The sequence below is a fragment of the Aquirufa avitistagni genome, assembly GCF_042715545.1.
In the GTDB taxonomy this organism is placed as follows: Bacteria; Bacteroidota; Bacteroidia; order Cytophagales; family Spirosomataceae; genus Aquirufa; species Aquirufa avitistagni.
This window is the reverse complement of record NZ_JBBKXZ010000004.1, coordinates 239,957-265,325: the sequence shown is the minus strand read 5'-3', so window position 1 is coordinate 265,325 and position 25,369 is coordinate 239,957. Positions and strand designations below refer to the sequence as shown.

The following is a 25,369-nucleotide window of genomic DNA, read 5'->3' as shown; positions in this document are numbered from 1 at the left end:
TTAGTGTGTATAAAAAGCAGTGATTTCAGCACCTGCCTGACGCGTATGCGCAATCAGTGGGTGAACGCCTGCATGAATACTTTCAAAAAATTCTTTACCACTTTCTTTGGCTAATTGCGCCACATGAACAGGATAATCAACTGTCCCTTCTTCCATTTCAACCGGCATGACCACTTGATACGCAACATTTCCTTGCGCAGCTAACGCTGCGGCTTGGGCACGTGCCGACTCAAAACTTCCTTCCAAATCCTCCGAATCAATCACAATCGTCACTGGAGTCTGCAAAGCTTTTTCAGCTAAAACTTTCTTGATTTCAGCATCTAAACCCTCCAATAATTTCCGGAAAGTGTGGTAATTTTTTCCGGTACGTAAACGCTCCCGAATGGATTGGCGAATGAAATAAGTAATAGAATCTGTCACCGTAAGGCCTATTTCAGCCATTTGTTTGAAGATTAATGAAGAAGGCGACATCCCTGGAATCGTATTGGGATCATGTAATACAATCACGCCATCCGCACGTAAAAAACCATCAATGCGCGTGCAAACACCAAATCCCAAATCATCAAAGGCCTGCTTCACTTGCTCCTGAATAAGTTGCAAATGACTCAGCGAAGCATCCATTGGGATGCGCTTACGCGTCAATTTTGATTTGTATTTGGCATTGAAATCAAATACTTCAACCGATTCGTCGATGACAATTTCGGTAGGAGGAAGTGCAACTGCCTCACCACGAGGCGTTTGAATCACTCCACAACTGAATTCATTTCCATTCACAAAGGCCTCCAATAAGACTGCATCTTCCGAATGAATCGAATGGATGCTGGCTTTCGTTACCGTATGCGTAAAGTATTCGCGTAAAGCTGTCAACAAGGCGGATGGATGCGCATAGATTTGGTGATTAAAACGAACAGGGAATCCAATCCCCTCATCCAAATTCACCATTTTTTGTAGCAAAGCAACTTGGTCATCCTCCGAATAAGTCAACCAATCCGTCCGTTGAATCTCTTGTATAAATAGACATTTTTTGATCGCTTGATCAAAATCATCTAATGAATCTTGCTTCACAAATGCCAAGCCAATCGATGATCCTTGATGCGGTGCTTTTGCCACAAATGGAATGCCAATGTCTTTTTTGACTTGTTCAAATAACGTCTCCCGACCATAAGATTCATAGTCAGCGCGCTGCAACACAAAATACTTTTTATCTAAACCGACACTCTTTTCCAACCAAAGATTTTGTTTGGCTTTGTCGATTCCAATCGCCGAACCAAGCACACTAGGACCTGAATAAGGGATGTTATACCATTCTAATAATCCTTGAATGCTGCCATCCTCCGCACCCGGTCCATGCATCGCAATGAAGGCAAAATCAAATTGCGCCGAAAACTCAGCTGGGCTAATCTTCGTGCCAATCGATGCAATCATGGCATCATAGTCACTCAAATCAGTCAATGATTCTGTGTAAACCGAAAATGGGGCTGTTTGGTATTTGGCAGGAGGGAAGAAGTTCCGAATTGATTCTTGATAAATCAACTCCTCCTTAATTAATATGAAGTTTCCTAAACCGTCTACAAAGACCGGAACAGGCGTAAATAATGCTTTATTGATGTGCGCCATCGCCGTCTTTCCACCCGCGAAACTTATTTCGCGTTCACGTGCTTGGCCTCCAAAAAAAATTCCAATCCGCATCATAGGTCTTTAATTTCTTCCACGGAAACTATTTCAGGAACTTCGCGCTTGATGGCTTCTTCGATTCCCGCACGAAAGGTCATGGCCGACATATTGCATGATTGGCAATTGCCTACTAAAGCCAGTTTTAACACATTGTTTTCTGAAATTTCAACAATCTCGACATTGCCTCCATCGGCCACTAAATAGGGACGAATGCTATCGAGTGCACCTTGAACTTTCGCGTATAAAGGATGATTTTCCATGTTGTTATTGTGCGTTAGTAATCGCAATTTGTTGGGCCAAACTCGCGGCAATAGACGTAAATGCTTCCGCACTTGGACTATTATCTGCGGCGATCGGTTTTCCAGAATCACCTGCTTCACGAATCGCCTGTACCAAAGGCACTTCACCTAAGAAAGGTACATTGTATTTCGCAGCAAGTGCTTTACCTCCGTCTTGGCCAAACAAGTAATACTTATTTTGCGGCAATTCAGCCGGTGTGAAATAAGCCATATTTTCTACCAATCCCAAAATTGGCACATTAATTCCTGCCTGCTTGAAAAATTGTAAACCTTTAGTCGCATCGGATAAGGCAACTTTTTGAGGTGTAGTGACGATAACGGCACCGGTCAATTTAATCAATTGGACTAATGTCAAATGTATATCCGAAGTTCCCGGAGGTAAATCGATGAGTAAATAATCTAAATCTTCCCAGTTGGTATCGCCAAAAAACTGACGTAAGGCTTGCGTCATCATCGGCCCGCGCCAAGGTACTGGACTCTCGGTAGGTGCCAAAAAACCCATCGAAATGAGTTTGATGCCGTATTGGTTAATCGGCTGAATGCGATTTTTTCCATTCACTTCTTGCACCAAGGGTTGCATATCTTCTGCGCCAAACATCACAGGAATAGAAGGACCTGAGATGTCAGCATCTAAAATACCTACTTTGGCACCAGCCTTTTTAAGGGCCATGGCTAGATTAGCCGTAACAGTTGATTTTCCTACGCCACCTTTTCCAGACGCAACGGCAATCACATTCTTAACACCTGGAATCAAGGGATCTTGTTGCTGGAGCGTTGTTACTTCCGCAGTCATATTGATGACCACTTTTAAATCTGGATGGACCAAATTATGAATGGCATCCTCACAATCTTTGCGGATTTTTTCTTTTAAAGGACAGGCTGGTGTGGTTAAAACAACGGTGAATCGAACTTCGCCGACGCCCAATTCCACATCTTTAATCATATTCAAGGTCACCAAATCCTTTTTTAAATCTGGCTCTTGTACCGTGCTTAAGGCACCGATGATAATCTCTTTCGTAACACTCAATTCGCCCATATAACTTGCTTTCCTTTGAAACGCCAAATATACGTCATTCTATCAAGATAAGGCCAATATTTGCTGGTCTATTTTCGCGTAAAGCTTGGACTTATCCAGACCTGATTGATCCATTTCAATTTCATTTCTGAGTCGCCTTAAAATTTCACAATGTTGAGGATATTGCAAAAGATGCGGCCGATGTTGAATGGTGGCGATCATTTCTTGCCACCTTTTCGCTATTTCTATCAGGCCATCTTCGAAATGTGTTTGTTTAAAGCGCTTGTAGATATATTCAATTGCTTGGTCCGTCGGATGAATCATATCCGTTTGATAAAAACGATAATCTCGTAATTCATCGAGCATAATTTCATAGGCAGGGAAGTACATCACCTGGTCAGGAAATTTGCTCACTAAGATATCTGCGGCTAATCGAAGTGTTGCTTTCGAAACCGCATTTTCCGGCATCCCATCGCGTGTATGTCGTACAGGCGACACGCTTATAATAATTTTGAGATGTGGATTTTTAAGTATGAAATTTTTGTAAGCCAAACAGATTTCATCTACGGTACTTAGCTTTTTGATGAATCGGTTGGCAGGCTGTTTATGGCAGTTGGCAATCGCCCTACCCAGCACCTGATCTTCATAATAAAAGGCAGTGCCCCAGGTGATAATCAGATATTGACTTGAAGCTAAAAATGTTAAGGTCTTTGCTTTGATTTCGGTCAATGTTGTAATAAACTCTTCTGGATTTTCACCCATGAATTGCGAATGGAAATCGGGATGGACAAATAAGTGACCTTGTTTATACAAATCCGAATGTTGCAGGGTTTGTGGACTCAAGCCTCTTAGAATATTCAAGGGATGAAACAGCGTTCCCAAGGCTTGGTTAGAAACTTCTAAAGGTAAATCAGCCAGCCGCTGTCCCATGTTTTCGGCAAAACAGGATCCGATACAAAGAATTCGGCTGTTGGGCCGAATCAAATAGGGCGAACGGGGGATGGTAAATGTTGTGGTTAGATTGATCATAGGTAAATCCCCAGGCTAAAGCCTGGGGTTATAAAGTGGTTGTTTTCGGATTTTATTTATAACCTCAGGCTTTAGCCTGGGGAATCAAAACGAAATGCCTACAAACTCTTCGCCCAACGGCTCATCTTGTTTTCCATCACATCCAATGGCATGTTGCCATCCTTCAGGATTTCATCATGGAAATCAGACAATTTGAATTTCGGTCCTAATTCCTTGCTCAAGCGTTCACGAATCTCACGAATTTTCAATGCGCCAATTTTATAGGAAAGGGCTTGCGCTGGGATGGCCATATAACGCTCAATCTCAGCAATCGTACCTTCTTCGCTCAGTGGCTCGTTATCCATCATGTACTTGATGGCTTCTTCGCGGGTCATATTTTTGGAGTGCATTCCAGCGTCCACGACTAAACGAATCGCCCGGTGCATTTCATCACCCAAAGCGCCCATGTATTGGTATGGATCGGTATAGAGCCCCAATTCCTTGCCTAAACTTTCGGTATACAATGCCCATCCTTCTGCATACGCTGAGTTACCTCCAAACCGACGGAATTTCGGCAAATCGCCATTTTCTTGCTGTAAACTAATTTGATAATGGTGACCTGGAATTGCTTCATGTAGAAATAAACTTTCCATGCCTGATGTCGTATTGAATTTGGTCGCATCCAAAATAGGTACATAGAAAATGCCGGGTCTTTTACCATCTTCAGATCCTTGGAAATATTCGGCAGATGCTGATGCGGCACGGAATGCCTCGGTTTGACGAATCTCAAATGGAGTCTTAGGTACACGTCCAAACATCGTTTTCAATGACGGTTCCATCTTTTTGTGAATGGCATGAAAAGCGGCCAAAACCTCTGCTGGCGTTTTGTATGGATAAAAGCTAGGATCCGTTTTCATGTGGGTAAAGAATTCAGCTAGTGTCCCCTTGAAGCCTACCGCCTGCTTTGTTTTCTCCATCTCCGTCCGAATGCGCTTTACTTCCGCCAAACCTGTTTGGTAAATTTCATCTGCAGGTTTATTGGTTGTCGTCAAAACTTTAATCAAGTATTGGTAATAAGCTGCTCCGTTTGGAATCGCCGATATCCCGGTGGTTGGCCGCGACTTAGGCAGGTATTCCGTTTGTAAGAATTGTGCCAAACGCGCATAGGCTGGCATAATTTCCGACTGGATGATCTGGGTATATTCTTGGGTGAACTTAGCTTTGTCGGCTTCCGTAAAATCTTTTGGAAAAGCGTTCAAAGGGCCGTAAAACGTGCTTTTTTTAACGTCCACTACCTGGAAAGACTGTAATTGTGGGATTACTTTTTCTACCAAGGCCTTTGGCAAAACGACATTTGCCGCGATACCTCTTTTGAAATAAACGATGCTAGAGTCCATGTAGGCTGCCCCGATATGCATCCGTTTTTCCCAATTTTCATAATCCTTTTTCGTGGCAAATGGTTGCATCACCGAGCCGCTTCCTAGTTGCGCAAAGGTTAAGTGAAAACCGTAAAACTGATTCAGCGGCATCAAGTTGTCTGGATAGGTCAATCCTTCAAGACCTAATTCGATGTCGCGTTTCAATATGTCAAACGTGATTTGATCATTGGCGTCCAATTTGTCGCGATTGATCTTTGCTAAACTTGTTTGCGTTTGCTCTAAAAGTGTCTTGATTTTGGCACGATGTCCATCTGTGAATTCGATGTTCAGTTGATCATTGTATCGATTGTCACCGTTGGCAGTGGCCGCCACCGGATTCAACTTTAATTGCTCCTCATAATAGGTATCTACGAGGGTGGCCAATTCTTTTTTTGCGTCTCCACTTTGGCAGGCAGTAAATGCCAAAAGACAAATTAAATAGGTTAGTTTTTTCATGTTGTTGATTTTGAATTTCGAATATAATGAGAAAGCGGAAGAACTGCTACATCGGTTTTCAAATGTCCTTTTTCTCCAAATTACTTTTCCCTCAAAAATTTTATATTTGTAGCTTGTATACACATACCACCTAAGCATTTTTAATTTATGTCCAATCAAGGAGCCGAACGTGAACGATTAAGTCTTCGCAATGATAATAAAGGCTGGAAAAAGTGGGGTCCTTATTTGACTGAGCGTCAGTGGGGCACGGTTCGGGAGGATTATTCAGTTGACGGAAATGCGTGGAATACCATATCGCACGACATGGCTCGCTCGAAAGCATACCGCTGGGGTGAGGAGGGAATCGGTGGAATTTCAGATAATAAACAACATGTGTGTTTCTCTTTTGCTTTTTGGAATCACCGGGATCATATTTTAAAAGAGCGATTTTTTGGCTTGACGGGCAGTGAATCGAATCACGGCGAGGATGTAAAAGAACTATATTACTACCAGGATTCGACGCCTACGCACTCCTATCAAAAAATGCTGTATAAGTATCCGCAGCAAACTTTCCCCTATCAAAAACTCATTGATGAAAGTCGGAAACGCACACGCCATGAGCCCGAATATGAGCTGATGGATACGGGGATTTTTGACAATAATGAGTTTTTTGATATCTCCATGGAATATGCCAAAGGAGATGAACAAGATATTTTGATTCAAGTAACCGTCGTGAATCGCTCAAAGGTAGCCGCTCCTATTACGGTTTTGCCAACTATCTGGTACCGGAATACCTGGTGCTGGGGTTACGAAAAATACAATTACAAACCGTTGTTGACCGGCGTAGGTCACTCATTTATTGAAATTGACCACCGCATTGTGGGCCGCTTCAAACTTTATGCGGAGGAGGCCGATGAATTTTTGTTCTGTGAAAACGAAACCAATTTTCAGCGATTATACAATTCACCCAATTTGACACATTTTACCAAAGATGGGATTAATGAATATGTTGTCAATAAGAATAAGCACACGGTAAATCCGAATCATATCGGGACAAAAGCCTCGGTTAAATATGCGGATAAGATTCCTGCTGGCGGCACCAAAGTGTACCGATTGCGTTTGACAAATCTAACATTGCGCGAGCCATTTGCGGATTTTGATGAAATCTTTGCTTTGCGAAAGCAGGAGGCGGATGATTTTTTTGCGGATTTACAACCGGGGATAGTAGATGCGAATTTAAAAAATCTACAACGTCAAGCCTATGCTGGCATGTTGTGGACGAAGCAATGGTATTACTATAATGTCTTTGAGTGGATCAAAGGCGATCCAGCGATGCCGAAGCCAGATGCCTCGCGGAGGCAGGGAAGAAATAGTACCTGGCGACATATGTACGCGGCTAATATTCTTTCCATGCCAGATAAATGGGAGTATCCGTGGTTTGCGGCTTGGGATTTAGCCTTTCATACCTTGCCTCTGGCCCGGTTGGATCCAGATTTTGCTAAGCGCCAACTAGCCGTTATTCTGCGCGAATATTACATGCACCCGAACGGGCAAATTCCTGCGTATGAGTGGTCTTTCTCCGATGTGAATCCACCGGTACATGCATGGGCGACGTGGAAAGTGTATGAAATCGACAAGGAGATGAATGGCAAAGGAGACGTCGTTTTCTTAGAGCGCATCTTCCATAAATTATTGCTGAATTTCACCTGGTGGGTGAATTTGAAAGATGAGGGTGGAAACAACATCTTTGGTGGAGGATTCCTAGGTATGGATAATATTGGGGTGTTTGATCGTTCATCGAAATTGCCAACGGGCGGACACTTGGAGCAAGCAGATGGTACCGGTTGGATGGCCATGTATAGCTTGAATATGTTACGTATTGCTTGTGAGATTGCGATTGAAAATCCAGTTTATCAAGATATGGCTTCCAAATTCTTCGAGCATTTCTTGCACATTGCAGGAGCTATGCAGTCAATCGGTGGGGAAAAGTTGAATTTGTGGGATGAGGATGATCAGTTCTATTATGATATGTTGCACAAAGAGGATGGTAGTGCGGAATTGCTCAAAGTGCGTTCGATGGTGGGCTTGATTCCTTTATTTGCCGTTGAGGTTTTAACGTCAGAAATGCTTGAGAAACTGCCTGCATTTAAGCGGCGTGTGGAATGGGTATTGAATAATCGCCCTGATTTGGCAGGTTTGATTTCGCGCTGGTATGAGCCTGGAAAAGGGGAGACACGGTTGTTGTCCATCTTGCGCGGGCACCGTATGAAAATGATCATGAAACGGATGTTTGATGAAACAGAATTTTTGTCGGACTACGGCATACGCACCCTATCGAAGTACCACAAAGAAAATCCCTATAAATTCAATTTTGAAGGAGGCACATTGCAGGTGGATTACACACCGGCTGAGTCTACCGGAGATATGTTTGGTGGAAATTCCAACTGGCGAGGCCCGATCTGGTTTCCGATGAATTACTTAATTCTAGACTCCTTGAGTAAGTTTTCAGCTTATTATGGGACGGATTATGAAGTAGAATTTCCAACGAATTCTGGCGAGATGATGAACATCAAAGACGCCGCCGAAGGTGTTTCCAAAAGGTTGTTGGCCATGTTTATTCCCAACGCCAAAGGCGTCGTGCCTATGTATGATGGCCATGAAAAATTGCATGAGGACTCTCATTTATTCTTTGAATATTTTGATGGTGATACGGGCAAGGGCTTAGGGGCAAACCACCAAACAGGCTGGACCGGCTTAATCGCTGAAATTATTAGACAATTACATACCAAATCATGAGTACTCCAGAAGAAAGATTTGCGGCCTTAGGCCTTGTTTTACCTCCTGCTCCTAAACCTTTGGGCGTTTACAAGCCCGGTTTGCAGGTAGGGGAATTTTATTATGTTTCCGGACACGGACCTGTTTTGCCGGATGCATCCTTGATTATTGGTCGGATCGGTGCCGATATGGATATTGAGGCGGGGAAATTAGCGGCCCAACAAGTCGGACTGACGATATTGGCGACGCTAAAGGCTCAATTGGGCTCATTGAATCGCATAAAACGTGTCATTAAAGTATTAGGCATGGTCAATGCGACGGATGATTTTTTGCGTCATCCCTATGTGATCAATGGCTGTTCGGAATTGTTTGCCAAAGTTTGGGGAGAGGAACATGGCATCGGTGTTCGTTCCGCGGTTGGGATGGGAACACTGCCAGATAATATTCCGGTGGAGATTGAGGCGATGTTTGAGCTAGCGAGTTAGTCGCTAGTCTCTTTGGCAAAGCTTACAGCATTGCCAAAGTTTGAGGCGCTTTTCTGCACCGATTTCCCAGACTTCAGCCTGAGGTTTAATCTCATGTTTAGGAATCGATGCTGCGCATCTCAACCTTTGGCAATCCTAAAAGGTTTGCCAAAGGGCCACAGTCCAACGTCTATTGACTAATTTCCAGCATCCTTTTCATGGCCTTATAGGCCGGAACGCGGATGGATTCTTCTAAGTTGATTTCAGGTAGTTCGTAGTACAAAGCATTGTACAACTTCTCCAGCGTATTCATTTTCATGTAGGGGCATTCGGAACAAGCACATGTATTTTGCTCGTTGGCCGGCGCCGGAATCAAATGTTTGTGCGGAACCGCTTGCTTCATTTTGTGCATGATGCCAGCTTCCGTTGCAACGATGAAAGTTGAATTGGGAGAGGTTTCTACGAATTTTAATAAGGCAGTAGTCGAGCCAACATAATCAGCCTCTTTTAAAATCACTTCCTTGCATTCCGGGTGGGCGATCAATAACGCATCCGGATATTCCTTTTTCAGGGTGTTTAATTTCTCTAATGAAATGTCGATGTGCACCATGCAAGCGCCTTCCCAAAGAATTAAATTCCGACCGGTTTTATGTGCCACGTAGCGACCTAAATTTGCATCGGGTGCAAAGATGATTTCACGATCCGCTGGAATAGACTCGACGATTTGAACGGCATTGGATGAGGTGCAAATGATGTCGGTCATCGCCTTGATATCGGCAGAGCAGTTGATGTACGAAACAACAATCGCATCTGGATGTGCCGCTTTTAACGCCACAAATTCCGCAACCGGTACCGAATCCGCTAAAGAACATCCCGCGTTGAAATCAGGAACTACCACCTTTTTTGTAGGGTTCAAGATTTTAGCTGTTTCGCCCATAAAATGAACGCCACAAAAGACGATTAAATCGGCCTCTGTTTTTTCAGCGGCTTGGGACAAACCGAGTGAATCGCCTACATAGTCGGCCAATTCCTGAATCTCACCATCCACATAGTAATGCGCTAAAATCACCGCGTTTTTCTCCTTTTTCAGGCGCTGGATTTCTGTAATCAATTCGACACCTTTCGGGGTAGAGCGGGCGATATACCCAACAGCTTGTGCTTCGTCTACTAAATTCATTTCGCTTTAAGGCTAAGGTCTAAACTTTTCATTTGGTGCGTAAGGGCACCTACCGAGATATAATCAACGCCTGTTTCACCATAGGCGCGTAGTGTAGTTTCATTGATTCCGCCGGAGGCTTCGGTGACGAACCGACCGTCAATTTTTCGGATGGCGGCGCGGAGGCGTTCCGGACTAAAGTTGTCGAGCATGATTCGTTGCACACCACCGATGGCCAAAACCTCATCTAATTCTGCTTCATTGCGCACTTCGATTTCAACTGGGAGTGGATTAGGTAATTGCGCATTGTAAGCGAATGCTTTTTCTAACGCATCTTTTATCCCACCTGCAAAATCAACATGGTTATCTTTAATAAGAATCATGTCAAATAAACCATAGCGGTGATTCACCGCTCCACCAATCTTGCAGGCCCATTTTTCCGCCAAACGGAAGTTGGGCGTCGTCTTGCGCGTATCCAATAATTTGGCCCGTGTACCTTCCAATATTTGTACCATAGAACGCGTTTTGGTCGCTATTCCCGACATGCGCTGCATGCAGTTTAATACCAAACGCTCCGCTTTTAGAATGGATTGAGAGGAACCAGAAACCTCTAAAACGATTTGGCCTGGTTCGATCCATGTACCATCCTGAATGAATACATTAACTTGTAAAGCCGGATCTACTTCCTTGAAAATCAGCAGAGATAATTCCACACCGGCCATTACCCCTCGGTCCTTCACAAGCAATTGAGCCGCCCCTTTTGCCTCTGCAGGAACGGTGGACAATGAAGTGTGATCTCCGGATCCGATATCCTCAGCTAAAGCCGATTGGATAAATGCATGTAGATAGGATGGTTCTAAATAATTGAACATGGTATGATTTTGGAGAGGCAAATTTACGAAAATTCCCATCGGAATTGATTTCTGAGAAAATTATCCTATTTTTGCTCCCTATCATGCAAAAGAAGGTTCAGTTTTTTCATTTGATTTTGTTTATGCCCGTGCTTTTTTGGCTCGTGGCAAAGCCAATTTCCTTGGTAAAAGCAGATGATGCGCAGGTAAAAACAGAAAAACATCAAAAGACGTTTCAGGTAGCTGAGCAACATGTATACCAAGCAAGCTCCAGCACGAACGTTGATTTTCCACAAGATTTTGTCTTCCCGAGTGTTCAGATTTTCTCGGCGCTAGCTCCTCAATTAGCGATTAAATTGCCGTCTGTTATTCATCGGACGCAGTTCATGCGCATCTTATTAACTCAATTTATAGCCACGCTGGCGCCCTGAAAGGCAGTGGTCAGTGACCAGTTATAAGTGGTCAGTGGTCAGAAGTCTATTGTCTAACGTCTAACGTCCAATAGAATATTTACAATTTATTATTTACCATTTAATTTAAAGTTATGCGTTACAAAAGTGCCATTATTTGGCTGTCTACCATTATTTCAGCCCTGTGTATTTTCTTCCTATCATTTACATGGAAGTCAAACCAATTAAAAGAACAAGCTATTAAGTATGCCACTACTGCCGATGGCAAAGTGGATGCTGCGAAGCGTTTACATTTCATTGATTCCCTTTGGAAGCAACCGGTTTACATCGGATATACGTTACAAGAAGTTACTCAATATGCCTTGCAAAAAGGTCTTGACTTAGAAGGTGGTTTACACGCGGTATTAGAAGTTTCTCCAGTAGAAATCTTGCGTGCACTTTCAGGACAATCAAACGATCCAAACTTCGAGAAGGCTTTGGCAGAAGCAAGTGCTGCACAAGCAACGTCGACGTCATCGTTCAACGAGTTGTTTTATGAGGCATTCGCTCGTATTGCTCCAAATCAAACTTTGGCTTCTGTGTTCTCAAATTCTGTGAATCGTGGAAAAATTTCATCTACGTCAACGGATTCACAAGTGAAGCGTGTGATTGATGGAGAGATTGACGGTGCGGTGGATCGCGTTTACAAGATTATCCAAGCACGTATTGACAAGTTTGGTGTTGCAAATCCAAACATCCAGCGTTTACCAGGTTCTAACCGTATTCAAGTTGAATTACCAGGTGTAGAAAATCCTGAGCGTGCACGTAAATTATTATCAGGTGCAGCGAAATTAGAATTTGTTGAGTGTTATGAATTGAACGAATACGGTGGAGGTTTAAATGCCTTAGGTGCTATTTTAGATCGCGAAGCAAAGGCTCCAGCAGTAGCAGCAACAGCAGCAACTCCAGCAGCGAAAGATACGACTGCAAATGCATTGGCGTCTCAATTAGCAGCTCCAGCGAAAGATTCAGCTGGGAAAGCAAAAGCGGATACAAGTACAGGTTCAGCTTTGTCGAAATTATTCGTTCAAACTGGAAACGGTATTGGTGTGTATGTTAAAGATACAGCACGTGTGAACGCTTTATTCCGTCGTGCGGATGTGAGAGCATTCTTCCCAGCAAATTTAAAGTTTGCTTGGGCGGCTAAAGGAATTCCGGCAACGAACGGAGATGAGATTTTATCTTTAGAAGCATTGAAGCAAGCGGAAGGCCAAAAGGCTCCATTGGAAGGTGATGTCATCACAGATGCGGCACAAGATTTTGACCAAACAGGTCGTGCTGAAGTAACCATGTCCATGAACGGAACGGGTGCACGTATTTGGAAAAACTTGACAGGCGCGAACATCGGTCGTCGCATTGCAATCGTGCTAGACGGTTATGTGTATTCTGCTCCGGTTATCAACGGTGAGATTCCAGGTGGTCGTTCTTCGATCTCAGGTAGCTTCACGGTGGAGGAGGCAAAAGATTTAGCCAACGTATTGAAGGCGGGTAAATTACCAGCGCCAACGCGTATCGTGGAAGATGCATTCGTAGGTCCATCATTGGGTGCGGAGGCAATCAACCAAGGATATATGTCGATGTTGTTAGGCTTGGTATTAGTAATTGTGTTCATGGTAGGTTACTATGGATCTCCAGGTTGGATGGCTAATTTGGCCTTATTCTTCAACGTATTCTTTATTGCAGGCGTATTAGTACAAATCCAAGCAGCTTTGACTTTACCAGGTATCGCCGGTATCGTGTTGACCTTGGGTATGGCGGTGGATGCCAACGTACTTATTAATGAGCGTATTCGTGAAGAGTTACGTTCAGGTAAAGGCTTGTTGGATGCCATCAATGTAGGTTACGAGAAAGCATTAAGTGCGATTTTGGATGGTAATATCACGACGATTTTGATTGGTGTTATCTTAATCATTTTCGGATCAGGTTCGGTAAAAGGATTTGGTGTAACACTTTGTATTGGTTTGGTTACGTCGGTATTTACAGCCGTATATATTTCACACATCCTTGTGGAGTGGATGGCAAAACGTGCAATCAAAGCAGGTAAGGAGAAGGATATGACGTTTGAGACATTTATCTCACGTGATTTGTTCAAAGGCATGAATTTTGATTTCATTGGAAAGCGTAAGTATTCATACTGGTTCTCTTGGGGATTAATTGCTGCAGGAGCGATTGTCGTATTTATGCAAGGTGGTTTCAACTTGGGTGTTGACTTTAAAGGAGGTCGTTCGTATGTCGTTGAGTTTACTCAAGCGGTGCCTACAGACAAAGTGAAGGAAGCTTTGGCAGATGATTTCGGTGGAAAAGGTGTTGAGGTGAAGACCTTCAACGGTGATACGAAATTGAAAGTAACTACATCTTACTTAGTTGAAGATGAGTCTATCACTGCGAATAACACGGTGCGTACGGCATTGGAAACTGGATTGAAAGACTTCGCATCAGCAGCGCCTAAAGTTGTTTCTGAATCGAAAGTAGGTGCGACCGTTGCGGATGATATTTTGATGCAATCTTTTGTATCAATCTTCTATGCATTGATTGCCATCTTTATTTACATCTTGATTCGTTTCCGTAAATGGCAGTATTCATTGGGCGGTATTGTTGCCTTGTTACACGATACCTTAGTGGTATTGGGTATGGTGGGTATCGTTCGTTTATTCGGATTTGAATTGGAAGTTGACCAAGTATTCATTGCAGCCGTGTTAACCGTTATCGGTTATTCAATCAATGACACGGTGGTTGTATTTGACCGTATTCGTGAGGAGATTGGTGTGAATCCAGATTTGGGTAATAAGGCCTTGATGATCAAAACAATTAACGAGTCGATTAACCACACGATGTCACGTACGGTGATGACGGCAACAACGGTATTCTTAGTAGTAACGGTGTTGTTGTTCTTCGGAGGTGATGTATTACGTGGCTTCTCGTTTGCCATGTTTATCGGGGTTGTGTTTGGTGCATATTCGTCTATTTTTGTGGCGGCGCCTATTGTAATTGACTTAGGAACATCATCTAAACCAAAGAAATAAGGACATATGCCGGTTGCTTGAAAGAGTGACCGGCATTTTACTTTTTCATTAAATTAATTGACTATGGACAACAGTATTTGGAGAAAGAAACCCATGCACATGTTTGAGCAAGACATGCAAAAAAGTGAGCTCAAACGCGTATTAGGGAAATGGAGCCTAACGGCGATTGGTATCGGTGCGATTATCGGTGGTGGTGTTTTTGTATTAACAGGAACAGCAGCCCATTTTCATGCGGGACCAGCATTAGCTATTTCATTTATTATTGCGGGTATCGGCTGTATTTTTGCCGCACTTTGTTACGCGGAATTTGCAGCGATGTTACCGGTAGAAGGTAGCGCGTATGCGTATGCGTATGGAACGGTAGGTGAATTATTTGCTTGGATTATTGGTTGGGGATTAATCCTCGAATATGCCATGGGAGCGATGACCGTTGCCGTATCGTGGTCTGGTTATTTCAATAAGCTTTTACATCTCTTTGGGATTCATTTACCGGCGAATTTAACGAATGACCCTGTGTCATTTGGGGGAGCAGCGGTGAATTTGCCAGCCTTGGTGATTGTCTGGTTTGTGACTTGGATTTTAGTTCGAGGTATCAAAGAAGCAGCAAGTGCGAATAACTTAATTGTTATTTTGAAAGTAGCCGTGATCTTGTTTGTGATCATTATGGGAGCTTTTTACATCGATGTTGCGAACTGGACTCCTTTCATTCCTGAGGAGACTTTAGTGAAGCATGAGAACGGTGAAATGTTGCCAGCGTATGGATGGGGTGGTATCATCTCGGGTGCGTCTGCGATTTTCTTTGCCTACATTGGATTCGATGCGGTGTCGACACAAGCGGGTGAGGCGATTAATCCGAAGAAAGATATGCCATTTGCGATCATTGCGTCTCTATTGATTTGTACGGTTTTATATATCGCAGTTTCCTTGGTATTAACGGGTATGTTGAATTACAAGGATATCACGGGGGATGCTTTAAAGGCGCCAGTAGCGTATGCATTTGATGTAGCGGGTCAGCCTTGGGCGGTATTCGTGATTACAGCGGCAGCGACGGCAGGTTTGCTTTCGGTGATGTTGGTGATGATGTTAGGCCAAACACGTGTCTTCTTAGGCATGGCAAAAGATGGTTTATTGCCAAAGTTCTTCGCTGAGGTTCATCCTACGCTTAAGACTCCTTGGAAATCGACGATTTTAGTAGGCGCGGTGGTATCGGTTGTTGCAGGTTTCACACCAATTTCTTTATTGGGTGATATGACCAGTTTTGGTACACTATTTGCCTTTACGATGGTTTGTTTAGCGGTATGGATTTTGCGTTTCCGTGATCCGAATCGTGATCGTCCATTCAAGGTTTCTGGGTTAAACATTGTGGCTCCTTTGGGAATCCTTGTGAATACCTTTTTGATTTTAAATTTAGGTCGGACAGCACAGGTCTTCGCATTAGCGTGGTTGGTGTTCGGTTTAGTGGTCTACTTCTTGTACGGCCGACCGAAGTCGCACTTGAATACGAGAGAGTAATGAAAAAGCCCCTGATGCAGGGGCTTTTTTTTTGTGGGTACTCTTTGGTAAACCTTTGGGGTGTTTTTTTCTTTGGCGAAGCGCGAAGCCTCTTTGGCAAACCTTTTAGGATTGCCAAAGGTTGAGGCGCTTTGTGCGCCGATTATTTTTGAAGCGCGAAGCCTCTTTGGCAAAGCGCTAAGCTTTGCCAAAGAGATAAAGGTTTGCCAAAGAGCTATTTTTGGCGTATTTTTGCACCTTGATTTATCATTATGCAAAAGATTGACGCGGAAATTGCCAAACGACGGACCTTTGGTATTATCTCTCACCCCGATGCGGGAAAAACAACCCTAACGGAAAAATTGCTACTTTTTGGAGGAGCTATTCAGACGGCAGGGGCGGTGAAATCGAATAAGATTAAGAAGGGGGCAACGTCCGACTTTATGGAAATTGAGCGCCAAAGAGGTATCTCGGTGGCGACATCCGTGATGACTTTTGAGTACAATGATGTCAAAATCAACATCCTGGATACACCCGGTCACAAGGACTTTGCGGAAGACACCTATCGGACGTTAACGGCCGTGGATTCAGTGATCTTAGTGATTGACTGTGTCAAGGGTGTCGAGGAACAAACCGAACGATTGATGGAGGTATGTCGCATGCGCAAGACGCCGGTGATTATATTCATCAATAAAATGGACCGGGAGGGTCAAAATCCTTTTGACTTACTAGATGAATTAGAGCAAAAATTGAAAATCTCTGTGCGTCCATTGACTTGGCCCATCAACATGGGTCAAAACTTTAAAGGTGTTTATCATTTATTGGACCGCTCCTTAAACTTGTTCTCGGCGAATAAAACGAAGATTGAAAAGAATGTTGTGTCCGTAGATATCGCAACGCCTGAATTGGATGCGCGTGTGGGTGAACGTGATGCGAATCAGCTGCGTGAAGACGTAGATTTGATTGAAGGAGTTTACGAAACTTTTGATCGAGAAGAATATTTAAGTGGGGAGTTGGCGCCGGTGTTTTTTGGCTCGGCGGTCAATAATTTTGGTATACAAGAATTGTTGGATACGTTCACCAAAATCGCCCCTTCGACCCAAGCGCGTGGAACGGATGTTCGTTTGGTGGAACCCAATGAGAAGAAGTTTACAGGTTTTGTATTTAAGATTCACGCCAATTTAGATCCCAAGCACCGTGACCGGATTGCGTTTTTACGTATTTGTTCGGGTGTTTTTCATCGCAATACGTTTTACCAACATATTCGTTTAAAGAAGAATGTGCGCTTTGCGAATCCATATAATTTCATGGCCCAAGACAAAGAGGTTGTGGAGGAAGGATTCCCAGGCGATGTAATTGGTTTGTACGATACGGGTACGTTTAAAATTGGCGATACGTTGACCGAAGGGGAGGTGATGAATTACCAAGGAATTCCGAGCTTTTCGCCAGAGATTTTTAAGGAACTCATCAACTTAGATCCGATGAAATCCAAGCAATTGGAAAAGGGGATTGATCAGCTCACCGATGAAGGTGTAGCTCAATTGTTTACCCAACCTCAATTGGGAAATCGTAAGATCGTAGGAACGGTAGGAGATCTTCAGTATGAAGTAATTCAGTACCGTTTGGAGCATGAGTACGGTGCCAAATGTCGCTTCGATGGGATGTCGGTCACCAAAGCATGTTGGATTACATCCGAAGACCCGAAAAAACTACAAGAATTCGTGCGTTTGAAAGGTCAAAACATCGCGCAAGACAAAGACGGTAACTACGTGTTCTTAGCGGAATCCGACTGGATTTTGCGCATGAACCAAACGAATAACCCCGAGATTGAATTCCACTTTACGAGTGAGTTTAAGTTGGCATAATCCCTTTGGACTTTGTTTTTTCTTTGGCAAAGCTTCAAGCTTTGCCAAAGTTTGAGGCGCTTTTCGCGCCGATTCCCCAGACTAAAGTCTGGGGTTATTAGTAACCCTAGGCTTCAGCCTAGGGATTTGATGTGAAACATCATCCCGCCAACTGATTTATCTCTGAAATTGCACCACTCTCCTTATCCTTTAAGATGATTTTTTTGTCACCGTTTGGCAGAATCTCTTCTTTGATGAGCCAATGTTTTTCATCGTAAGATTGATACACAGATGGTTTAGATAGTCCTCTTTTTCCGCGCCATTCGGGTAGTTGAACAGGTTCCCAAAGTTTTGTTCTTGCCGATTTATAGGCTGCGTCAATAATCGCATTTACGACATAACCATCGTAAAATGTTTCACGCGGTTGGGTGCCATTTTCATAAGCATCAAACATATCATTGAACATCGTAGGGTAGCCTAATTCATGCGCCTCATCGCCCACGGGGAATTGCCAACCCACATTTGTTTCAGCTTTTTCCGCCACATAATTGGCCGAATTTCCACTGGTAAACATCTCAAAACCGGTACGTAAAAATGAATTAACCCAAATCGTTCCTTCGGTTCCCATCACTTCGTCGCGTAAATCCATCCCACCACGGAAGGTCCAGGATACCTCAAATTGACCTATCGCACCATTTTCATATTTGACTAAACCGATGGCATGATCTTCAGCGTCGATCGGTTTTACTTGGGTATCTGCCCAACACATCACTTCGACAGGCAGGACATCTTTGCCAATAAAATTCCGAGCAATTTCAATGCAGTGACATCCCAAATCGAGCACGGCGCCACCACCTGCTTTTTCAATGTCCCAAAACCATTCGGCATGTGGGCCTGGATGTGTCTCCCGGGATTTGGCCCAAAGAATCCGTCCAATGGCGCCATCTTCCACACTTTTGACTGATTTTAGAAATTTAGGTGTGTAGCATAAGTCCTCTAAATACCCTGCAAAGATGCCGGCTTTTTCACAAGCTAAGGTCATGCGAAGGGCTTCTTCAGCGGTTCGTCCCAGTGGTTTGGTACACAATACAGCCTTTTTGTGCTTCACGCAAAGCATGACTGCCTCTTCGTGTAAGTAGTTTGGTAAGGCAATGACAACGAATTCGGATTCAGCATGGGCGATGGCATCTTCCATTTCAGTGCAATAATGCGGGACATTATAGTCCTTCGCAAAGCGTAAGGCGGTCGCCTCTTTACGTGAATAAACGACGGTGACGCTGTCTTTACTGCGCCGACCGCACAGAGATTCAGCATAAAATCTGCCGATAAACCCGCCTCCTAGAATACATATTTTGGCCATTATTTGTCGATGTTTAGTGTAATTTCTTCTTCTTTGGCAAGGAAATCAGCCCCTAAAACGGCCTTTTTTCCACTCGCCAAAATTGCCTCATCCGGAACCATTGAAATGGGCGTTATGCAGGAAAGATTCTTTTCTCGAAAGGGTATGTTGGATGCTAAATTATAGGCTGAAATAACGGACCAACGGGCCGTATCGGATAAGTTGGCCTCCGAGCGATGCAGTAAATTAGGATGGAAAAAAAGTACATCCCCTGCTTTCAATTCGCAATAAACAAGTTCGGAAACTTTGGCAGCTTCATCGACGAATGCTTGGTCGGCACCTTGTTGTTCCCCCGCAAAGTGATGTTCGATCCGTTGCATGTGATGTGTCCCTTTGAGTACTTGCAGGCAACCGTTTTCGACGGTTGCATCCGTTAAGGCAATCATCACGGAAACCATGGATTCAGGATAAAGGAATCCGTTTTTATACCAATAGCCATAATCCTGATGCCATTCCCAGGCACCGCCTACCCGCGGTTCTTTCTGCATGACTTTAGAATGGAAATGGCAAACGTCACCTTCGCCTAAAATACCTTGAACGGAAGTGACCATCCGTTTACAGCGCGACATCAATCCAAAAGAATCATCTCCCGCGGTAAACCAAAGCGTGAGTTTAGTCTTTTTTCCTGATTGGTCATTTAGGTCAAAGGCGTGATTAACAACGGATTCATCCGTGGCTACTTGAAATAATAAATCAATTTCGTCCTTTGAAAAAAAGTTGGCGACCTGGATAAATCCATCTTGCTTATAAGCAAGTAATTGAGATTCAGTCAACATAGGGATAGGTTTTGTTGGCTGAATTTATGGATTATTTTGATAGCTTGTATTCTTTTGAGGTGTTTGTTGGCGTGGTAAACATTCAATAAAGCTTGTCGCATTGCCAAATAAATTCGCTATTCATTCTCGTATATGGTGGTGAGTAAGAACTTTGGCAAAGCTTGATGCTTTGCCAAAGTTTGAGGCGCTTTTCGCGCCGAGTATTTCGTTTGTGTACATGTGACTTATATGAATCGATGCTACGCATCTCAAACTTTGGCAATCCTGAAAGGTTTGCCAAAGAGCTTACACTAACCCTAAGTCCTTCTGAATCACCCCAACCTTCTCTTGTAAGTTGGCGAAAGTCATATCGAAATCAGCTGCTGATGCTAATGGCGCGTTCACCGAAACATAGAACTTAATTTTCGGTTCCGTGCCCGATGGACGTGCGGAGACTTTTGATCCATCGGCTAGGATTAATTGGATCACGTTGGAGGCTTCGATGCCGCGGCCAACAGCAATTGGTGTTTGCTTTCCGGTGATAAGGTCTGTCGAAACAAGCCCTTCGTAATCGAGAACCGTTACTGGTTTAGAGCCAGCCACAGACGCAGGAACGTTCGAACGCAAATTGATCATCATTTGCTTGATTTCCTCAGCGCCAGCTTTGCCTTTTTTGGTCAATGAGATCAAGCCTTCATAATAGAAATTGTTCTCGATGTACATTTCAGCCAGGAAGTCGAACAGCGATTTACCTTGATCTTTGGCATAAGCCGTTAATTCAGCGATCATGGCACACGAGGCAACCGCATCTTTGTCGCGGACTGCATCGCCAATTAAGTAGCCGTAGGACTCCTCGCCACCGCCGATGAACTTTTCTTTGCCTTCCAACTCACGTATTACTTGTGCGATGTACTTAAATCCGGTCAAGGTATTATAGCATGTGACGCCTTTGGACGCACACATTTTATCAATCAAATCGGTGGTTACAATCGTTTTGGCAACAAATTCATTGCCTTTCAAATCCGTCACTTTTAATAGATAATAGAGGATCAAGCTGGCCATTTGGTTACCGTTCAACAGTACCCATTCGCCGTGTTGGTTCTTCACCGCAGCTCCCACGCGATCCGCATCGGGATCTGTCGCAATCACCAAATCCGCATCGATAGCTTTAGCTTTATTCAAGGCCAAAGTCATCGCTTCTTTTTCCTCCGGATTAGGATATACGACGGTTGGGAAATTTCCATTGGGTATCGCTTGCTCTTCCACAACCGTTACCGCCTCAAAACCTAAAAGTTCTAATGCTTTTGGTACTAGGGTAATCCCCGTTCCATGAATGGGAGAGAAGACAATTTTGAGGTCTTTTTGACGCTGAATGACGTCTGGCTTCCGACAATTCGCTTGGATGGTTTTTAAATAGGCCGTGTCGTTTGACTCGTCTAATAGGTGTAAGAGGGAATCATTGCCCTCAAATTTGATATCGGCAACCGTTGAAATGGCATTCACTTCTGCCACGATGTTCTTGTCATGCGGAGCTACAACCTGCGAGCCATCTGCCCAATACGCTTTGTAGCCATTATATTCCTTTGGGTTATGAGATGCGGTAATGACTAGGCCAGCTTGGCAGCCCAACTCGCGTACCGTAAACGATAACTGTGGTGTAGGGCGTAAGGCAGGGAATAGGTAAACCTCAATGCCATTTGCCGTGAAGATATTTGCTGCGATGCGCGTGAATTCCGGGGAATTATTGCGGGAATCGTGGGCGATGGCTACTTTGATTTTTTGACCTGGGAGACATTTGTTCAGGTAATTTGCAAAACCTTGCGTCGCTGCACCCACGGTGTATTGGTTCATGCGGTTGCAACCTACGCCCATTTCGCCGCGCATCCCGCCCGTCCCAAATTCCAGGGATTTGTAGAAGGAATCCGTCAAAGCGGTCTGTTCGCCGGCTGCGACCATCGCTTGGATTTGTGCTTTCGTTTCGGCGTCGTACGGGCCGTTTAGCCATTGGTCGATGTTTGCTTGGGTCGTTGCGTCAAATGTCATATCCTAAATTTCTCCGGTAAAAACGTGTTTGGCTGGGCCAATTAAAAATATTTGAGTAAATCCGTCGGTGCTATTACCTTCGAATTGCACGGCTAATTCGCCGCCTAAAGTCTTGATTTGAATGGGGCTGCTCATGCCTTTGGTGGCGTTTGAAACTAAAGCAGCTGCTGTCACGCCCGTTCCGCACGAGTAGGTTTCGTCTTCCACGCCACGTTCATAGGTCCGAACGAAGAGGGTTTGGGGATCTAATTTCTCAGCGAAATTCACATTCGTTCCGTTTTGGCCTAGATAAGCCTCCGAATAACGTATTGCGGCACCGATGTTCTTCACATCCGTGAATTGTACTTGTTGGACGTAACGTACCACATGCGGCGAACCGGTATTGGTAAAATAGTCATCGTCATGCTGGGCGATATTCGCCACATCTTGCATCTGCAGCGCAATTTTATCTGTTGATATTTGTGCTACATGTGGACCGTCAATTGCGATAAAATGTGCTTTATCTGTTACGATGCCTTGATCAGCTGCGAATCGAACTAAACATCTACCGCCATTTCCACACATGGTTCCTTCGGTACCATCTGCATTGAAATATACCATACGGAAGTCGTAGCCAGTTTCATTTTGCAACAACATGAGTCCGTCAGCGCCAATACCAAAACGGCGGTGGCACAGCTGGGCAATTGCTGTGGTGTCGAGTTGAAACGTTTGGCTTCGGTCATCGATGATGATGAAATCGTTCCCGGTTCCTTGGTATTTATAAAAATGCATGGTCAAAATTAAGAAAAATGTGGCAAGTACCTTGCTTGAATTATGTTATAATGATGTTTTTCATGTCCGGCGATCATCCAGGCTAATGCGCGGGCACTGATTTTATGACCATTGGCAAGCCCAATCGCATTCCCTTGCGTAAGCGTAAAGGACTGAACGAGTGCTATGGTTGCGGCTCGTGTGGTGCGGTATTGTACTATAACTTCTGCCAAGGTCTGGTTTTCAAAACCGGCATATTGCATGTATTCATTCTCGTCAAAACCGGGTAGGGATTGCATTTCTCCACGGGAAATAGCCAAGGCCCGATAGGTAAATATTCTCTCCGAGTCGACCATGTGCCCGAGGAGTTCTTTCAGACTCCATTTTCCTTCGGCATAGGCATACTTGCCATCTTGCTCGCTGAGTTTGTTGTAGATATGGAGAATTTCAGCCGTTTGCGTTTCGTAGACTTCGAAGAGATTTGCCTCAGCGGGAAAATTCAAGTATTCTGCAAAGTATGGAGCATTCGGGTATTCGTAGGTGGCAGGAAAATGCATTTCTCGAGTTATTTTATTCACTTACCTTTGGCAATCCTCCAAGGTTTGCCAAAGGTAGGGGGGAAAAGGGAATTTTTGATTTGATTAAATGATAAAGAATATTGAGTAACTGATTTTTTTTTAGATCTGTAACCATTCATTTGGTAATCTTGCAAAGCCGTGATTTTCAATTGGATAAAGCAATTAGCTCAATTTAAGCCTATATTTTTACTATTTTTTTAGTAGACCTATTGCATCCAAGTAGAATTTTCCTAATTTTGTGCCACCAAATGCCAAACGGTCCGGTAGTTCAGTTGGTTAGAATACATGCCTGTCACGCATGGGGTCGCGGGTTCGAGTCCCGTCCGGACCGCCAACTATAAATTAAGTCTCTGATTTTCAGGGACTTTTTTTATGCCCGGTGCTAAATGGGGTGCTACAAATGGGATTTCAACAAAATCACTAGAAGTATAAAATAATGTAGAAGTTAATAGATTTGATAACTCTATCGAACCTATCACCACTAACACAAACAAACATCATTTGATTAACATAGAGCTAATTTGATACCCTTGTTTGAACCTGCCAAAGATCGAACTTCATTTAAAATAAAACGATGTAAATCATTTAACTCTAATTTACATCAATGGTATGATGTTTAGGCAGCAAGAATATTTTCATCTTGACCCCAATGAAAATAGAATTATTGAAAGATCACCGAAAGACCTAATGTATCTTATCTCGATATTAGGTATGTTTCATAATTGAATGCTGGAATTTGAGAATGAAGGTAGTTATAAGATAGTTTATTTAATGTAGTATAAACTATTTACCCACTCGATCTAACAATTGTTGTGAATATGGTTTCCTAATTTGAATTTCTCATTAAACTGTAGTTATCAAAGCAGAATCCCTTATTGGAGAATGTAAAATGAGGTATTAAGAATTAATTCAATGACCTAAACTCATTGGGCGTTTGACCCACGCGTTGTTTGAACAGGCGCGTGAAATGTTGTGGATATTTGAAGCCCATTTCAAACGCAATTTCATTGATCGTTTTTTCGGATTCAAATACACGGTTTTTTGCCACGTCGATGGTCTTGTTTTGTATGTAGTCCTTGGCCGTTATACCGGTTTCTCTTTTGACCAAATCTCCAAAGTAATTAGCCGACAAATGCAGGGCATTCGCGAAATAACTAACGGATGGGATGCCGTAAACTTGGGCTTGATCAGATTCAAAATAGTTGTTCATTAAGGTTTCGAATCGTTCCAAAATACCCTTGTTCACATGTTCCCGCGTGATGAATTGGCGGTCGTAGAACCTTTGGCAATAACCTAAAAACAATTCGATGTTTGAGACAATCAACTTCTTCGAATGCTTATCAATGGGTTGCTTGAGCTCGAATTCGATTTTGGCAAAACAGTCCAATATCATTTGGCGCTCATCATCGGATAAGTGTAATGCCTCGTGGGATTCGTAATTGAAGAATTTATACTGGGACATATTTCGACCCAAACTTGTCCCTATCAGCAAGTCGGGGTGAAAGATTAATCCATGGCCCATGGGTTGGTAGGGAATCTTTGTATTTTGGATTTCTGCCACCTGACCCGGAGCGAAAAAAACTAAAGTACCGGCTTGGTAATCATAGGTATGTCGGCCGTACCGAATGTCGCCACATTGGACATCCTTTAATATAACGCTATATAGACCATATTGAAATCGAATGGTATCTGCATCGCCCCAATCACGGAGGTTTGCTTTGGAATAGTCCAAAACAGACACTAGGGGATGAAGAGTCTTATGATTGTTATTGTGGTTGAATTCTGCAATATTATTAATGAGTAAGTTTTTTTCCATAGGAATTGAATAGAATGATCGAATTTACCAATTATCGAAAAGATGTAAACTTCGAATATTCTCAATCCGTAAAAATGGTAGAAAATCCCGGAATTTATCTACTTGGTTGTTCGAAGGAAGTTTGAA

The 25,369-nt window shown here is 43.5% G+C and carries 19 protein-coding genes and 1 tRNA gene; 7 read left to right on the top strand and 13 right to left on the bottom strand.

What is annotated here, in order from left to right; genetic code table 11:
• The 5 genes from U0R10_RS11295 to U0R10_RS11275 form a co-directional block, all read right to left on the bottom strand.
• On the bottom strand, positions 1 to 1,692 hold the full coding sequence (locus U0R10_RS11295; RefSeq protein WP_377984081.1) for a D-alanine--D-alanine ligase family protein: 1,692 nt from the start codon (positions 1,690 to 1,692) through the stop codon (positions 1 to 3).
• The gene (locus U0R10_RS11290; RefSeq protein WP_377984080.1) at positions 1,689 to 1,934 is read right to left on the bottom strand and encodes a NifU family protein; all 246 of its coding nucleotides are present in this window, start codon (positions 1,932 to 1,934) and stop codon (positions 1,689 to 1,691) included. The genes U0R10_RS11295 and U0R10_RS11290 overlap by 4 nt, the downstream gene beginning before the upstream one ends.
• 4 nt (positions 1,935 to 1,938) lie before the next feature.
• On the bottom strand, positions 1,939 to 3,009 hold the full coding sequence (locus tag U0R10_RS11285; RefSeq protein WP_377984079.1) for an Mrp/NBP35 family ATP-binding protein: 1,071 nt from the start codon (positions 3,007 to 3,009) through the stop codon (positions 1,939 to 1,941).
• A gap of 42 nt (positions 3,010 to 3,051) precedes the next feature.
• Positions 3,052 to 4,017 carry a GSCFA domain-containing protein gene (locus tag U0R10_RS11280; RefSeq protein WP_377984078.1) on the bottom strand — a complete coding sequence of 322 codons (966 nt, stop codon included), beginning with the start codon at positions 4,015 to 4,017 and terminating at the stop codon, positions 3,052 to 3,054.
• 98 nt (positions 4,018 to 4,115) lie between these two features.
• Entirely contained in the window at positions 4,116 to 5,870 is a 1,755-nt protein-coding gene (locus U0R10_RS11275) for a DUF885 domain-containing protein (protein WP_377984077.1), read from the bottom strand.
• 147 nt (positions 5,871 to 6,017) lie between these two features.
• On the opposite strand from U0R10_RS11275, the gene U0R10_RS11270 reads away from it, so the two are divergent.
• Complete coding sequence (locus U0R10_RS11270) at positions 6,018 to 8,645, top strand: MGH1-like glycoside hydrolase domain-containing protein (RefSeq protein WP_377984076.1); 2,628 nt, start codon at positions 6,018 to 6,020, stop codon at positions 8,643 to 8,645.
• Positions 8,642 to 9,109 (top strand): RidA family protein, encoded by a 468-nt coding sequence (locus tag U0R10_RS11265; protein ID WP_377984075.1) that lies wholly within the window; start codon positions 8,642 to 8,644, stop codon positions 9,107 to 9,109. The genes U0R10_RS11270 and U0R10_RS11265 overlap by 4 nt, the downstream gene beginning before the upstream one ends.
• Positions 9,110 to 9,278: 169 nt before the next feature.
• Here the strand turns inward: U0R10_RS11265 and nadA are convergent, their stop codons facing one another.
• Together nadA and nadC are read right to left on the bottom strand one after the other, a co-directional pair.
• Entirely contained in the window at positions 9,279 to 10,265 is a 987-nt protein-coding gene (nadA, locus tag U0R10_RS11260; RefSeq protein WP_377984074.1) for a quinolinate synthase NadA, read from the bottom strand.
• Positions 10,262 to 11,116, bottom strand: a complete 855-nt coding sequence (nadC, locus tag U0R10_RS11255) for a carboxylating nicotinate-nucleotide diphosphorylase (RefSeq protein WP_377984073.1) — start codon at positions 11,114 to 11,116, stop codon at positions 10,262 to 10,264. Before nadC ends, nadA begins: the two co-directional genes overlap by 4 nt.
• Before the next feature lie 83 nt (positions 11,117 to 11,199).
• Here nadC and U0R10_RS11250 point away from each other — a divergent pair, with 83 nt between their 5' ends.
• The 4 genes from U0R10_RS11250 to U0R10_RS11235 all read left to right on the top strand — a co-directional run bounded on the left by U0R10_RS11250 (position 11,200) and on the right by U0R10_RS11235 (position 17,923).
• A complete protein-coding gene (locus tag U0R10_RS11250) occupies positions 11,200 to 11,526 on the top strand; it encodes a hypothetical protein (protein ID WP_377984072.1) in 327 nt (108 codons plus the stop codon).
• A gap of 113 nt (positions 11,527 to 11,639) precedes the next feature.
• Entirely contained in the window at positions 11,640 to 14,567 is a 2,928-nt protein-coding gene (gene secDF / locus U0R10_RS11245; protein ID WP_377984071.1) for a protein translocase subunit SecDF, read from the top strand.
• Positions 14,568 to 14,630: 63 nt separating this feature from the next.
• Positions 14,631 to 16,079 carry an APC family permease gene (locus tag U0R10_RS11240; RefSeq protein WP_377984070.1) on the top strand — a complete coding sequence of 483 codons (1,449 nt, stop codon included), beginning with the start codon at positions 14,631 to 14,633 and terminating at the stop codon, positions 16,077 to 16,079.
• A gap of 251 nt (positions 16,080 to 16,330) precedes the next feature.
• A complete protein-coding gene (locus U0R10_RS11235) occupies positions 16,331 to 17,923 on the top strand; it encodes a peptide chain release factor 3 (protein ID WP_377984069.1) in 1,593 nt (530 codons plus the stop codon).
• A gap of 139 nt (positions 17,924 to 18,062) precedes the next feature.
• On the opposite strand, the gene U0R10_RS11230 is transcribed toward U0R10_RS11235, so the two are convergent.
• From U0R10_RS11230 to U0R10_RS11210, 5 genes are all read right to left on the bottom strand, one after another.
• Complete coding sequence (locus tag U0R10_RS11230) at positions 18,063 to 19,262, bottom strand: Gfo/Idh/MocA family protein (protein ID WP_377984068.1); 1,200 nt, start codon at positions 19,260 to 19,262, stop codon at positions 18,063 to 18,065.
• Entirely contained in the window at positions 19,262 to 20,077 is an 816-nt protein-coding gene (locus U0R10_RS11225; RefSeq protein ID WP_377984067.1) for a phytanoyl-CoA dioxygenase family protein, read from the bottom strand. The genes U0R10_RS11230 and U0R10_RS11225 overlap by 1 nt, the downstream gene beginning before the upstream one ends.
• Positions 20,078 to 20,362: 285 nt before the next feature.
• Positions 20,363 to 22,099, bottom strand: coding sequence for a phospho-sugar mutase (locus tag U0R10_RS11220; RefSeq protein WP_377984066.1), 1,737 nt, complete (start codon positions 22,097 to 22,099; stop codon positions 20,363 to 20,365).
• A gap of 3 nt (positions 22,100 to 22,102) precedes the next feature.
• Positions 22,103 to 22,870, bottom strand: a complete 768-nt coding sequence (gene dapF, locus U0R10_RS11215; protein ID WP_377984065.1) for a diaminopimelate epimerase — start codon at positions 22,868 to 22,870, stop codon at positions 22,103 to 22,105.
• 8 nt (positions 22,871 to 22,878) lie between these two features.
• Positions 22,879 to 23,406 (bottom strand): DinB family protein, encoded by a 528-nt coding sequence (locus tag U0R10_RS11210; RefSeq protein WP_377984063.1) that lies wholly within the window; start codon positions 23,404 to 23,406, stop codon positions 22,879 to 22,881.
• A gap of 278 nt (positions 23,407 to 23,684) precedes the next feature.
• Between U0R10_RS11210 and U0R10_RS11205 the strand changes: the two genes are divergently transcribed.
• Positions 23,685 to 23,761 (top strand) — tRNA-Asp (locus tag U0R10_RS11205).
• A gap of 570 nt (positions 23,762 to 24,331) precedes the next feature.
• Here U0R10_RS11205 and U0R10_RS11200 read toward each other — a convergent pair.
• Positions 24,332 to 25,243, bottom strand: a complete 912-nt coding sequence (locus U0R10_RS11200) for a helix-turn-helix domain-containing protein (protein ID WP_377984062.1) — start codon at positions 25,241 to 25,243, stop codon at positions 24,332 to 24,334.
• Positions 25,244 to 25,369: the final 126 nt, after the last annotated feature.